This is a genomic window from Acinetobacter proteolyticus (assembly GCF_000367945.1).
Classification (GTDB): Bacteria; Pseudomonadota; Gammaproteobacteria; order Pseudomonadales; family Moraxellaceae; genus Acinetobacter; species Acinetobacter proteolyticus.
In genome coordinates this window covers 3,574,034-3,588,480 of sequence record NZ_KB849179.1, presented here as the reverse complement: position 1 = coordinate 3,588,480, position 14,447 = coordinate 3,574,034, and the positions used below count along the sequence as shown (strand labels likewise).

11 protein-coding genes and 2 tRNA genes are annotated in these 14,447 nt (G+C 42.7%); 6 read left to right on the top strand and 7 right to left on the bottom strand.

Features of this window, described 5'->3' with window-relative positions; all coding sequences use genetic code 11:
* Nucleotide 1: 1 nt before the first annotated feature.
* Together F993_RS00375 and F993_RS00380 are read right to left on the bottom strand one after the other, a co-directional pair.
* Nucleotides 2–78, bottom strand: a tRNA-Arg gene (locus tag F993_RS00375).
* An 11-nt stretch (nt 79–89) separates the two neighbouring features.
* A tRNA-Ser gene (locus F993_RS00380) sits at nt 90–179 on the bottom strand.
* Nucleotides 180–439: 260 nt separating this feature from the next.
* On the opposite strand from F993_RS00380, the gene rnr reads away from it, so the two are divergent.
* On the top strand, nt 440–2,875 hold the full coding sequence (gene rnr, locus F993_RS00385; RefSeq protein WP_004657759.1) for a ribonuclease R: 2,436 nt from the start codon (nt 440–442) through the stop codon (nt 2,873–2,875).
* Between the two features lie 53 nt (nt 2,876–2,928).
* On the opposite strand, the gene F993_RS00390 is transcribed toward rnr, so the two are convergent.
* Complete coding sequence (locus tag F993_RS00390; RefSeq protein WP_004657756.1) at nt 2,929–3,384, bottom strand: WapI family immunity protein; 456 nt, start codon at nt 3,382–3,384, stop codon at nt 2,929–2,931.
* A gap of 143 nt (nt 3,385–3,527) precedes the next feature.
* On the opposite strand from F993_RS00390, the gene F993_RS00395 reads away from it, so the two are divergent.
* The 3 genes from F993_RS00395 to F993_RS00405 are packed head-to-tail and all read left to right on the top strand — an operon-like array spanning nt 3,528 to nt 6,278.
* On the top strand, nt 3,528–5,567 hold the full coding sequence (locus F993_RS00395) for a M3 family metallopeptidase (RefSeq protein ID WP_032812791.1): 2,040 nt from the start codon (nt 3,528–3,530) through the stop codon (nt 5,565–5,567).
* Nucleotides 5,568–5,605: 38 nt separating this feature from the next.
* Entirely contained in the window at nt 5,606–5,812 is a 207-nt protein-coding gene (locus F993_RS00400) for a YheV family putative metal-binding protein (protein WP_004657752.1), read from the top strand.
* Between the two features lie 10 nt (nt 5,813–5,822).
* Nucleotides 5,823–6,278: a hypothetical protein gene (locus F993_RS00405; protein ID WP_004657749.1), complete on the top strand. Its 456-nt coding sequence runs from the start codon at nt 5,823–5,825 to the stop codon at nt 6,276–6,278.
* 47 nt (nt 6,279–6,325) lie between these two features.
* Here F993_RS00405 and F993_RS00410 read toward each other — a convergent pair whose 3' ends face one another.
* On the bottom strand, nt 6,326–7,240 hold the full coding sequence (locus F993_RS00410) for a DMT family transporter (RefSeq protein WP_004657747.1): 915 nt from the start codon (nt 7,238–7,240) through the stop codon (nt 6,326–6,328).
* A 117-nt stretch (nt 7,241–7,357) separates the two neighbouring features.
* On the opposite strand from F993_RS00410, the gene F993_RS00415 reads away from it, so the two are divergent.
* Both F993_RS00415 and F993_RS00420 read left to right on the top strand, forming a co-directional pair.
* Complete coding sequence (locus tag F993_RS00415; protein ID WP_004657746.1) at nt 7,358–8,137, top strand: AraC family transcriptional regulator; 780 nt, start codon at nt 7,358–7,360, stop codon at nt 8,135–8,137.
* An 89-nt stretch (nt 8,138–8,226) separates the two neighbouring features.
* Nucleotides 8,227–9,114, top strand: a complete 888-nt coding sequence (locus F993_RS00420; protein WP_004657744.1) for a DMT family transporter — start codon at nt 8,227–8,229, stop codon at nt 9,112–9,114.
* Nucleotides 9,115–9,116: 2 nt separating this feature from the next.
* On the opposite strand, the gene F993_RS00425 is transcribed toward F993_RS00420, so the two are convergent.
* From F993_RS00425 to F993_RS00435, 3 genes are all read right to left on the bottom strand, one after another.
* Nucleotides 9,117–9,425, bottom strand: a complete 309-nt coding sequence (locus F993_RS00425; RefSeq protein ID WP_004657730.1) for a hypothetical protein — start codon at nt 9,423–9,425, stop codon at nt 9,117–9,119.
* A gap of 64 nt (nt 9,426–9,489) precedes the next feature.
* Nucleotides 9,490–11,694, bottom strand: coding sequence for a TRAP transporter large permease subunit (locus F993_RS00430; RefSeq protein ID WP_004657728.1), 2,205 nt, complete (start codon nt 11,692–11,694; stop codon nt 9,490–9,492).
* 502 nt (nt 11,695–12,196) lie between these two features.
* Entirely contained in the window at nt 12,197–14,407 is a 2,211-nt protein-coding gene (locus F993_RS00435) for a TRAP transporter large permease subunit (protein WP_004657726.1), read from the bottom strand.
* Nucleotides 14,408–14,447: the final 40 nt, after the last annotated feature.

The window sequence follows — 14,447 nt, the reverse complement described above, 5'->3', positions numbered from 1 at the left end:
TTGGTGCGCTCAGAGAGATTCGAACTCCCGACCCCTTAGTTCGTAGCCAAGTGCTCTATCCAGCTGAGCTATGAGCGCTTTAAGTAAAGTGGCGGTGAGAGAGGGATTCGAACCCTCGATACAGTTACCCGTATGCATCCTTAGCAGGGATGTGGTTTCAGCCACTCACCCATCTCACCGTAACACGAGCGCAATAATACAAACTAAAACCGCATTACACAAGGGATGTTCCTGTTTTTTTCTGCTTTTTCAGTTCAATCAAATACTTTTTAATCAATTTCCGCATATTTTCAGCATTTTTTAACGCTACGCTTGTTAATATAGGCTTATCTCCTTTATTTAGATCGGCACAATAAACAGAATCTTGCAATCTTTGACGTGCAGTTAGAGTTTGGATGACTTATGCTAAACCGATCTGCCAGATGTGAAATGAAACGATATGACTAAAAATTGGGCCGATCCCGAAGCAAAAGCAGAAGCGCAACGTTACGATAATCCTATTCCTAGCCGAACTCTTATTCTAACTACACTAGAACAATTAAAAACTGCACAATCACATGCAGAGCTGGTTGACCACTTTAATATCCCCGATCAAAAAAGTATTGATGCCTTGAATCATCGCTTAAGTGCCATGGTTCGCGACGGACAATTGATGAAGGATGGTTTTAAATACCAGCCTGCAACCGATTTACCGAGCCATGAAGCAACGGTCTATATCAATAGTAAAGGTCTAGGTACAGCCAATATCTCAGGTCAGGATGATATCTTGTTACCTGAACGTGAGTTACGTCTGGTGTTTAATGGCGATCGCGTTAAAGTCCGTCAAACCTCTGTAGACCGTAAAGGTAAAGCTTGGGGCTTTATTACTGAGGTGGTACAACGTCGCGTCAAACAGATTATTGGTAAAGTTGCGGAACATGAAGGTGAATACTTTATTCAGCCGAGCAATCCGAATCAGCATCAACCGATTACCCTCGAAAAAGAATTAATTCAACACGCCAATGCCAAAGTGGGCGATATGCTGCGTGTTGCGATTGATGACTATCCGACCCGCGAAGAGCTGGCGACAGGTCACATCGTTCAATCGATGGCAGACAAAGCCGATACCGAGATTATTATTCCACAGACCATCTTAGAGTTTGGTCTACCTTATGAATTCCCTGAGGCCGTCATTAAAGAAGCTGAAAGTTTTAAAGAACCTTCGGCGAAAGATCTTAAAGGCCGTGTCGATTTACGAGACTTGCCATTGGTCACCATTGATGGTGAAGATGCGCGAGACTTTGACGATGCCGTATTCGCAGAGAAACGCGCAGGCGGTGGTTACCGTGTCGTGGTCGCGATTGCAGATGTAAGCCATTATGTTCGTTTAGACTCACCTTTAAATGAGGAAGCTGAAGAACGTGGTACATCGGTTTATTTCCCACACTTTGTTTTGCCAATGCTGCCAGAAGCATTGTCGAATGGGTTGTGTTCTCTCAATCCACATGTTGATCGCTTGTGTATGGTCTGCGATTTAAAACTGTCACGTGCAGGTAAAGTCACAGGCTATGAGTTCTACCCTGCGGTGATGCATTCAAAGGCACGTTTGACCTATACTCAAGTAGGACAATATTTTGAGGGGGCAACCCATGCCATCCCTGAAGATAAGACCATTCATAAATCACTGAATACCTTATTCCAACTGTATCAAACGCTAAAAGAATTGCGCGCCAAACGTCATGCAATGGAATTTGAAACCATTGAAACCTACATGACCTTTGATGAGTTAGGCGGCATCAAAGAAATCTTGCCACGTACTCGTAATGATGCGCATAAACTCATTGAAGAATGCATGTTGTTGGCCAACGTTGCCGCAGCTGAATACTCGTTAGAACATGATATTCCAATGTTATATCGTGTGCATGAGGCACCTGAATTCTCACGTATTCAAAAAGTACGTGATTTTGTCAAATTGCTCGGTTTGCCATTCCCAGAACAACCTACTCAAGCCGATTATCAAGCGGTGATTGAAGCGACCAAAGATCGTTTAGATGCGCCAAGTATCCATGCGGTGCTGTTACGTTCAATGATGCAAGCCTATTATGGTGCAAACAATGCCGGACATTACGGTCTTGCTTATGAAGCCTATACGCATTTCACTTCACCAATTCGTCGTTACCCAGATTTATTGTTACACCGTGCCATTAAAGCCTATCTCGCTAAGAAACCTTACCCATTGTCTGGTGCTGCTTTAGATGATGCGGGCGAGCATTTCTCACAAACTGAACGTCGTGCCGATGAAGCTTCACGCAGCGTGACGACTTGGTTGAAGTGCCATTATATGCAACAGCATTTAGGTGATGAGTTTGTTGGTATCATTAGTGCGGTGACAGAATTTGGTCTATTCGTAACGCTCAAAGACCTGTATGTCGATGGCATGATTCATGTCAGCCAGCTCGGTGAAGACTTTTTCCTTTATGATCAAGCCAGCCAAAGTTTGATTGGTCAGAATCGTGGACAGTCATTCAGCCTTGGCGATGAAGTGAAGATCCAAGTAGCAGGCGTAAATCTGGAAGAACGTAAGATTGACTTTCAGTTGGTTCAGCAATTAACGCATTTAGGCCGTGTGATTCGTCAAAAAGCTCCACGTACTGCGAATCCTTCTAGCTCGAATCGTGCTTCAACAACTGAAGAAGTATTTGGCAAACAGCCCTCTACTCAATCTAAAGTCAGTGAAGATGGCGAAAAACCTGTGCGTAAGAAAAAGGATAAGAGCAAACCAAGTTCTTATAGCAAAAAGCCTGCGAAGAAAGCCTCGACTAAGCCTGAAAGCAAAGAGAAAGCCAAGAAAAAAGTGAAAAAGAAAAAGTCGAATGCGAAAGCTAAACAAGACTAATTCAGGTAAGGGCAAGTTCAGTCATGAACTTGCCCTATAATAAAACTATGTATTCAACCTAGTTTTAAAATATTAGCCAATTCTTTTTCTAAACCATCGATGAAGTCATTCAATAAAGAATCATTGATTACAAAAATTATTGCTTCTTCATAGCCTGCACTTTCTGCACCATAATATATTCCAGATGGAAATTTAACCGACCACTGTATGCCTATATCATCAGGAACATCAAATCGCTCTATCTCAAAAATGAAATACATATCTACGGGATAAAAGGAAACCTCTTTTACTTCTTTTAAATGTAATTGCTTTAGCTCATTCAGTAACGATTCTAATGCAATTTTCCACAAGATTAGATCAATATGATTTCTATAAAAATAAGTTCTATGAGGGGTAGTCACTTTAAAATCAATCTGGATGACTGTTTGCCCCAGATTTTCATCATAGAACGATTTAAGTAACTCCAAATTTAAAGAAATATTTTTAAACGTATTAAGCAATAAACTCATGACCTTCCCTCACCTCGATTAATTCATACAATATCGCTCTTTATCATTAGAAAATTATACAAACAATTAAACAAACCTTGATTTCCCCATCTCAAACCCCTACATCTATAACTATGTTTAAAGATGAATATGGCAAAAATACAATGACACTCCAGCAAGCGACACTTCCCGTTCCTCAATTTGATCAAATTCAACTTGCCGATTTAAAACAACAGATCGAACAAACCATTCAAAACGGTCAAAATTTCTTAAATCAACTCAATGAAGTTCCGCAAGGCACCGAAGCACAACTGGCGACCTTGAGTGAAGTCGATCAGCTTGAAAATAATATGAGTGAGTCTTGGGGTATTTTGTCACACCTCAATGCGGTCATGAACAATGCCGAAACCCGTGAAGTCTATCAAGCCCTGTTACCAAGTTTAAGTGAATACTATACGCAGCTTGGACAACACACGGCGCTGTATCAAACCTATCAACAGATCCATGACAGTGCCGTATTTCAAACCCTGAGCGAAGCACAACAAAGTGCCATTAAACTCGCACTACGTGATTTTAAACTGTCTGGTGTGGCTCTCGAAGGCGAAGCTAAAAAGCGTTATGCAGAAATCTCGGCACGTTTATCACAACTGTCTTCAGACTTCTCTAACCATGTACTCGATGCAACCCAAGCTTATTTCAAGCCACTAACAGAAGCGCAACTTAAAGGCCTTCCACAAAGCAGTGTTGAACTGTTAAAACAATATGGTCAACAGCGTGAGCTTGAGCAAGCCGTTGCCACACTCGACTTCCCGGCTTATTTTGCGATTATGACCTATGCTGAAGATCGTGAGTTGAGAGAAGAGCTGTATAAAGCCTATGTCACTCGAGCCTCAGAACAATCTGATAAAACTGAATTTGACAATACCCCAGTGATGGAGGAAATCCTGAGCTTACGTCAAGAAATGGCGCAACTGCTCGGCTTTAACAACTTTGCGGAATATTCACTGGCCAGCAAAATGGCGCCTGATGTGGAAACCGTAGATAAATTCTTGGTTGATCTGGCAGAACATGCGCGTACGCCTGCACTTGCTGAAATTGCAGAACTCAAGGCGATTGCACAACAAGAGGGTATTGAAGAACTCAAACCGTGGGATGCAACTTACTATTCTGAAAAGTTGAAACAACAACAGTTCAATCTTTCTCAAGAAGCACTAAAACCGTATTTCCCTGCACCGAAAGTGGTTCAAGGTTTATTCCAAATCGTACAACGCCTTTACGGTATCCAGATCATCGAACGCCAAGCGCCTGTGTGGCAGAATGATGTGCGCTATTTCGAAATTGAAGACCAAGGCCAAGTGGTGGGTGGTTTCTACTTCGACTTATATGCACGTAACGGCAAACGTGGTGGTGCATGGATGAGCGGTTTCCGTTCTCGTGTACAAACGGTCAATGGTCTACAAAAACCAATTTGCTACATGGTGTGTAACTTTACCCCACCGATTGGCGATCAACCTGCGCTGCTGACTCATGATGAAGTGATTACTTTGTTCCATGAGTTTGGTCATGGTTTACATCATATGCTTACCGAAGTGGATAACATCTCGGTTGCAGGTACTCACGGCGTGGCGTGGGATGCAGTAGAGTTACCAAGTCAATTTATGGAGTTCTGGGCATGGGACAATGAAAGTTTAGATGTACTCAGCGAGCACACTGAAACCAAACAGACCTTACCACAAGAATTGCTCTCTGCGTTACTCAATGCACGTTTCTTCCAATCAGGCATGCAAACCTTGCGTCAGATTGAATTTGCGTTATTTGACCTGAGCATTCACCGTCAAGCACCAGCTTTAAACAGTCAGCAAATCCAAGCTACACTGGACGATATTCGCGATAAATTTGCCGTGGTTCCTGCTGTAGCTTATAACCGTTTCCAACACAGCTTCAGCCACATTTTTGCAGGTGGTTATGCTGCAGGTTATTACTCGTATAAATGGGCAGAAGTTTTAGCCAGTGATGCATTTGATCGTTTCGAAAGCGAAGGGATTTTTAATACTGAGACTGGAAAAGAGTTTAGAAAGTTTATTCTAGCAGTTGGCGGAAAAGATACAGCGCTTGATGCGTTTCGCAATTTCCGAAAAAGAGAACCAAAAATAGATGCATTATTACGTCATCAAGGTTGGACGAACACCGATAAAACCGCTTAAACTACGTCATTATTGTTCACAGGGTGTAATTAACTGACATGAAAAGACAGTTCATCGCGGGCGCAAAATGCCCGAAATGCGGGGCCTTAGATCGTGTCGTTAAAATCATCACTGTGGATGACGAGTGGATTGAATGTATCGAATGTGCTTATAGCGAAAAACGCCCGACCCACGTGGAACAGGCGCAACCCGCTGAGCCAGATGAAATTGGGGTAATACAATTCAAACCTCGTCATTTTGACTAGAAGGTTAAAAATGATGTCCACATACCAAACAGAAAATTCCAAATTATTATGGATGATAATTGGTGGAATAAGTGTTGCCGTGGTGCTGTTCCTTGCTGTCCAATGGTTTTTATCCCAGAAAGATCAGCAACCAACAACATCTACACCCGCTCAGCCCGTTGCTGAAAAAACCGTTGCTCCAGTACCCACTGAGGCAACAGCTAAGGTTGATGAAGTGACGGCGGCGAGTAGTGATATCGATGCGCCAATCCAATTGGTTGAAGAATCGATTGTAAAAGATCCACTACCAGCAAATGACAGCTTGGCAAAAGAAGAAATTGCTAAACTGGATGATATTCATCAACAACTGCAAGACCAGCAACATGATCTAAAACAGCAAAATAGCGATGTGGATACGTTGCTCAAGCTCAAAGAAGATCAAATTAAGCTCTTGGAAGCCCAGATTGCTGCCCAGAGTAAATCTTAATAAGAAAAGCTTTAACTTCGGTTAAAGCTTTTTTGTTAGTGGCCTTTCTAATCTAAAATTTGCTTTGATGCTGGTTTGAATTGAATCGGCTTCTGAATAGTTTGTGCTATCAGAATTCCAATCAAGGTTAAACCACCGCCTATATAGTGGAACATCTGCAAATGCTCGCCCAGCAAAGCGACCGCAATCAGCGCAGTAAATAAGGGCAATAGATTCATAAAAATACTGTTGCGATTCGGTCCTAAATGTCTCACCCCTTCTATCCATAAATACGACAACAATACTGAAGAAAAAATACTAGCGTAAACGATCAGTGGAATTGTCTGTTGGTTCAGTTGCATCTGCGATGCTGGTAAAAATATAAAGAATGGCAGTACATAAACAATGGCGAAACAGGATTGTACAAAATTCGATTGCCACGCAGGGATCGGCATTTTCCAACGTTTCAGTAACACGCCATATAAGGCATACCCTGCCGCCGCAATCAACATTAAACCATCGCCCAAATGCACGCCTTGCTTCCAGATATTGGTAATTGAACCATGACTCAGCAAATACAAAATGCCATAGAAAGACAAAGCACCTCCGAACAACATGCCATAACTCAGCCGATCTTTCAGCATCACACTGCTTAAGATCATGGTCAGTAAAGGAATTAAGGCGGTGACAATCGCCATATTGGTGGCCGTCGTGGTGGATGCCGCCTGATAAGACAAGAACTGGAATAGAGACACGGACAGAAAACCACCCAATGCCAACTGTTTCCAATACTGCTTGATGGTATGTCGATTATTCCAAACTGGAATCAGCACAAAGGTACTCATCACAGCAAGCGCCAACACCAGTCGATAAAACGTAATCGCGACAGGCGAAATGGCATGACTGGCCATTTTAGACACCACCACATTGCCCGCCCAAAATAAAATCGCGAATAAGGGATAAAAATAAGCTTTCTGAAACATAGGCTAGACCTCTACATTGCGGTATCGATCATGCTAAAAAATAATCAACTTATTGTTTCTCGACAATAAGACGACTACTATCGAGAAATAGACAACTTATTTTTGGACATTGCACACATGGGGAAAAACTTTGAACATGGATTTGTAGATTATCCAGTCTATGCATTTTCAGAAAACTATCCCCATGCACATGTCGAAGACTGGCATAGTCATGATCGAATCCAATTGATTCATACCCTATCCGGTGTGATTCGGGTACAGACCCATGAGGGGATCTGGATTACGCCGCCTGGGCGGGGTGTTTGGATTCCTGCGCATAAACCGCATGCCTTACTCAGTAGTGGTGATGTCAAAGCCCGAGGGATTTTTATAGAAACCTCAGCACAAACCCATCTGAGTTCCGAATGCCGTGTTGTTGCCATTCCTGCTTTACTACGGGAGCTGATGAGTAGTGCGATGCAGATCAAAACAGCGATCCAACCGAATAGTCGTGATGAAAGACTATTGCAGTTAATCTTGGACGAAGTTCGGGTATTACCTGCCCTTGCCTTTAATTTGCCAGACCCTCAAAACCCACGCCTACAATCGCTCTGTCAGCAAATCAAAGACAATCTTAGTTTCAACTGGAATCTGGAAGATACAGCTGAACAACTGCATATCAGCAGTAAAACCTTGGCGCGACATTTTCAAAAAGAGACTGGACTGCATTTCTCCCATTGGGTTCGTCAAGCCAAACTGATGCAAGCCATGATTGATTTGGCTCTGAACAAACCGGTTTTAAACGTGGCCTTAGACTTGGGCTATGACAGCCCCAGTGCCTTTAGCGCTATGTTTAAGCGTGAAACCAGCATGACCCCGAGTGATTATCTCAAACAGTTTGCTGAAACAGCGGCCTAAGCAGCTAAATAGCATTGAGTTGAAAATCGCATTCCTTTCAGCCCTACAGAAGCATAAAATAAGCGCAATCTTCCAATACCCGAATCGCTATGGATGCTCAACCTACCAATCGCAACCTGATGAAGGCGATTGGTTGCCTTACCCTCTCTGCACTGCTTTTTTCTGTGATGGGCATTTGTATCCGTTACGCGTCACACACTGTAGATAACTACACTATTGTGTTTTTCCGCAATGTGGTGGGACTCATCCTGTTTTTACCTTTTATCTTCAAGCAAGGCACCAGTTTTGTAAAAACAGAAAAACTGTGGATGCATACATGGCGTAGTATTGTTGGGCTTGCTGCCATGTATGGTTTTTTCTATGCCATTGCACATTTAAAACTTTCCAATGCAATGGTGTTTACCTATTCTTCTCCCATTTTTATTCCTTTGATTGCTTGGCTGTTTCTCAAAGAAAAAGTCACGACGGCGATGCTTTGTGCCGCGGGACTCGGCTTTATTGGGGTGTTCTGTGTGGCTAAGCCTGATCAAGGTTTATTGAACTGGATTTCTATTGTCGGGATCAGTTCCAGCCTGTTGGCTTCAATGGCCTTTGTCACCGTGCGTGCCCTCACCCAAACCGAACCTCCTGAACGCATCGTGTTTTATTTCTGCTTGATTGGTTCTTTGCTGTCCGTGATTCCAATGTTTTGGGTATGGCGACCTTATCATTTACAGGAATTATTGTTTTTGATTGGTGCGGGTGTACTGGCCAATGTCAGCCAGATTTTTATGTCGCATGCCTACCGTCTTGCCCCTGCTGGACAGATTGCACCCGTCAACTATATCGCGATTATCTTCGCAGGGCTTTGGGGCTTTTTACTGTGGAATGAAGTGCCTGATTTATACAGTGTGATTGGTTTTGGCATTATTCTCTCAGCGATTTTGTTATGTAGCCCATTGATAAAAGGATCAAAGTCAAAAAGGTTAGTACTGTAAGCTCAATGCTTTGGGTAAGGGTGCAAATCTAGTACATAATGACCTAGAATTTCCCGTTTTGGCTTATCAACAACGATAACAAGATAAGTGTTATCTAAGGGCACTGGAATATTAAGATGCTGGAATTGCCCGTCTCGGCTTTCATAAATATGTTTTACATACCATTCCCATGCAGTGCAGGAGTGATACAGCTGTTCAATCACAGGATCAGCATAGCCCCATAAATCTACAATTTCCTCCGCACTCTCCGTGACATCTAACATAGCAGGGGAAAAAGTTGCTTGGTACTCTGTCTGACTCAATGCTTTCATAGATTAACTCCTTCAATAAAATAATAATAAAAAAGCACCCGAAGGTGCTTTTTTATTTCAACTGTTAGTGCTTATACCAGCCAAACATCTGGAAGATATACGGTGCATAGGTCACCAACACCAACGATGAGAACAATACGATAATTGGCAAGATCCAACGTTCATAGCGGAAGTAGAAACTGGTGTATTTCTCTTTCGCTTCCTTATCGGCAGCCGAGACCTCCTCGTCCCCGACGGAGAGTCGCGTCAGCAAGTGGTTCAAAGCGACCGGCGGCGTTACATAACCAAATTCGAATGCCACCAATACGATCATCCAGAAGTGGATCGGATGGATACCATTCTCGTAGGCGACAGGCGCAACCGTTGCAGCAACCAGAATCACCGCTCCAAATGGATCAGTTGTCATCCCAATAATCGCAAGTAATAACGCAATGAAGGCAAGTGAAATATAGATATTACCCAAGTGAGTCGGTAATAACTCAACCACTTCAGCACGTTCGATTAGACCACCCACGCTTGCAGACAAGGCCATCAATAGGATTAAGGCACCAATGTGACCCACTGTTTCCGAGGTTGCAAAACGAAGTGCACCACCAAAACCAAAGCTCTTGCTGCCATGAGGATCATGTGATTTCAAGAATTCTGATTTTTTCTCATGTTCACGAACCAAAGCTTCATGCTTAGGATCTACTACTGGTGCAGGTGCAAGTTTTGACGCAAATAATTTGTCAAACAAGATCATTGCAATCAACACCAACGGTAAAATCATTGGCGCAGTAAACTCATTGATTGACGTATCTAAAGCAAGCTTATAGAACATCACCACAGCAAAACCAATGATCACATAAGGAATCACAGGTACGCAGGCACGTAACATGCCTGGCACGGCGATTTTAGGCGAGTTCACACGGAATTTTTCTTCAGCAAGAATCAGAGAAACACCCAAGAAGATGAACGCTGTTAACCAGAAGACATAGATACCGTGATCAAATAATTCCGTCGATGTTACATGACGGCTGTCCAGCATCGAGATCAGGATGACGAGTAAACATGGACGAATCACCACACCTAAAGAACCTGACATTGCCGATACAGCTAAGGCGTATTGACGACGTGCACCAGAGTTCCAGACTTCTTTATAGATGATCGCACCCGCTGCAATAACGAAAATCCCCGAAGCACCCGTATAGGCTGTTGGAATCGCAGCTGCAATCAAGATTAACCAGGTTAAGGTTTCAGGTGCCAAGTTCCATGGACGTAAGATATTTAAGAATAAATCCATGACACGGGTCTGGGTCAGTAACATACCTGCCCAGATGAACAATGCCAGATTTAAGAAAATACCCGAGAATTCAACCAAGATACCCAAGTAAATCCCTTGCCCCATTGGATAATCCATGAAGAAGGTAAATACAATCCCTGTCACCAAAGACATGAAGGCATACAACGGCACGCTGAGTAAGGCTAAACCAAAGTTACCTTTCGGTTGTGCTGTTTTTGGAATAAAGATGAACTGGAAAATACTGATAATGGTCAGAGACACAAACAGTGCAATCCACAGCCAATATAAGACAGCCGTTTTACCCGCAACCTCAACCCCAGAATTCAAGACTGAATGATATTGACTGACGACGGAGTAGCTAAGTAGAGCATTACCCGCAACCATTAACGCCGAATAAACACGGAAGTCAATTTTGGTTTTTGGTGCACGCAAACCAATGTGATGGTAACGTAAAGACGCTGTAATTGAAGCAAACAGTACCATCACCAACAAAATAACAGTTTGGTTTTCAGAACCGAGTTTAAAGATACCGAAGAAGGTAGTTTCAACTTTACGATAGGTACGAATACTTGGATGCGCTTCCAAATGTTTCATTGCTTTATCGTAGAATTGGTATTTTTCTTCACACTGTTGTTGTGCTGCCAATAAAGACGCACGCACATCAGCTTCAGAAGCTGCACCAAACATACTCGCAAATTCATCGGCAGCATTGGCTTTCATCTGCTCTTGAACTTGTGCATCAATGTTTGGATGTCGATCACAAGATGGTTTTTCAGGTTCAGCACGTAAAAACGAGTATTGCATCCCTGTTGTTTGATCACCGTATAAACGCTCCCCCATACGAAGCATCTGACCGTGAATCATTTCGCCTGTACCAATAAGCAAAGTCATTAGCAACAAAGCAAGAATAATGAAGGTTGATATCCAGTCATTCCAGATATAGCCTAACCGGGCTAATCCAGTCTTATTCTCTTGATCATTTTGCATGTCTATTCCAATTTATTGTTATCAACATCCATCCAAAGATGTTGAATCATGCGATGTCCATGGTTGATAGATAAATGAATTTACCCTTTGAATCACCAATCCCTTTTTAAACCGCTTAAATTTGCAGCAAACTTTTAGAAAAAAGAATGACTGCAATCACTTTTTTGTTGGTTGTTTTTATCAATTTATATGTACTCTCGACTGCCCTCTAATTTCATCCTTATTTTAATTAACAATTTAGCGCACTAAATTGTCTTTTTACCGTTCCCTCTATCATAAGATAAATTCGCCCTAAACTAAGCTACTCCATCTTTTTCGTCTATTTATAGCATAACTACTTCGATCTCAAAATGTTATTTTAATCACATAATAATCATCACTAGTCTAAATTCATCTATTGTACTTTTTTCACCCGAATTTTATCTCCCTAACAGTCAATCCTGTTTCTCTTACAAAAAACAAGCACCCTCAGGTGCTTGTTTTGATCTTTAACGTCTTACACCTAGCTATACCAGCCAAACAATTTAAAGGTATAAGGAACATAGGCAATGATCAGAATTGCAGGCACCATCACCAGTAACGGTAAAATCCAGCGCTCATAGCGATAGAAGAAGGACAAATGACGTACTTCAGCATCCGCTTCTGCCACTTCGGCATCACCAATCGACTGTCTGGCCAATAAATGATTCAGTGCAACTGGTGGCGTGACATAGCCCAATTCAAAACCAATCAATGCAATCATCCAGAAATGCACAGGATCAATGCCATACTGATAAGCCACTGGCGCAACGGTTGCAGTAATTAAAATCACCGCCCCAAATGGGTCCATAATCATGCCCACAAAAATCATCAACAACACAATCAGTGTGATCACCACATAGGTGCTGTTAATATCTTGCGGGAAAGTTTCCATGATATGGATCTGTTCAAGGAAACCACCCACACTCACCGAAAGTGCCATGAGGATCACCAAAGCCCCAATATGCCCAACCGTCTCACTGGTCGATACATGCAAGGCTTTACCAAAAGAAACACGGCGCACAGGATTACGCGGATCATCTGCGGGGTTGATTGGCGCAGCAGGTTGAGAACCATCCGCCGGAATGGTGTAACTATTCAAGGTACTGTCCCAATGCCCAACGGGTGCTAAGGGTGCAGGTTCTTTACGTAATTTATCAAACAACACCATCAGTAATAAAATCACTGGCATCATTACAGGTGCAGTAAATTCATTCAGATCTGTGGCCAAAGCATGTTTATAGAACAACCAGATCAGAATGAAAATCACGATATAAGGTGATACAGGCACAAATGCACGTAACGACTTTGGCAAGGCAATTTTGAACGGTGCAATTCTAAATTTCTGTTCGGCAAAAAACAGCGCAATCACCAAGAATAAGGTTGAGGTTAATAAGAAGGTGTACATGCCATATTGATACAGCAGGTCAGTGGTCACTTCTTTATTCAATGACGCCACAACCACGATCAATAGACATGGACGAAGCACCACCCCAAGCGAACCTGACAGTGCAGTTGCAGCCAAAGCAAATTGGCGACGCCCACCTGCATTCCAGACTTCTTTATAAATAATTGCACCCGCTGCAATAACGAAAATACCCGAAGCGCCGGTGTAGGCCGTCGGTAAAGCCGCAGCAATTAAGATTAACCAAGTTAATGTTTCAGGTGCCAGATTCCACGGACGCAAGATATTGAGGAATAAATCGACAATGCGCGTCTGTTTTAACAGCATGCCCGCCCAAATAAACAGGGCCAGATTTAAGAAAATACTCGAGAACTCAACCAACTGCCCTAAATAAATCCCTTGCCCCATTGGATAGGCCATGAAGATGGTAAAGGCAACCCCTGTAATAATCGCCATATAGGCATAAAGTGGTACGCTAAGGAAGGCTAAACCAACACTTCCCCCTTCTCGGGTTGGCGTAGGTGACTTAATCAACTGATATAGACTGATCAAGGTCAGTACTGCAAATAAAATCATCCATAACCAATAAATCAGCGTCATTTCCAGACTGATCGGAACACCAGAGTTCATCACAGATCGATATTGACTCATCACCGATGAAGTCAACAAACTATTCCCGATCAGCATCGCAATGCTATAGATACGGAAATCAATTTTCGTGGCTGGACTGCGTAAGCCAATATGATGAGTCTTTAAAGTGGCAGTGATTGCCGCAAACACCACCATAATCACTAAGAATAAAGCACGGTTTTCTGTACCAAATTTAAAGATACCAAAGAAACTGGTTTCAATCTGACGATAGGTCCGCACACTTGGATGTGCCTCGATATGCGTCATTGCCTTATCATAAAATTGATATTTTTCTTCACATTGTTGCTGCGCCGCCATCAAAGAAGCGCGTACATCAGATTCAGAAGCCACGCCAAACATGCTGGCAAATTCATCGGCAGCATTCATCCGCATCTGCTCTTGAACTTGTGCATCGATATTGGGATTTCGGTCACAGGTGGGTTTTTCTGGTTCGGCGCGAAGGAATGAATACTGCATTCCAATCGCAGGGTCACCATACAAACGTTCCCCCATGCGTAATAACTGGCCGTGGATCATTTCTCCCGTGCCAATAATCAATGTCATGAGTAATAAGAAAAGGATAACAAAGGTTGATATCCACTCGGTCCAAATATAACTCAGTAGACCTAATCCAGTTTTTTTCTGTTGATCATGTTGCATATCTATTCCAGTTTATTGTGATCAACACCCCTCCGAAGAT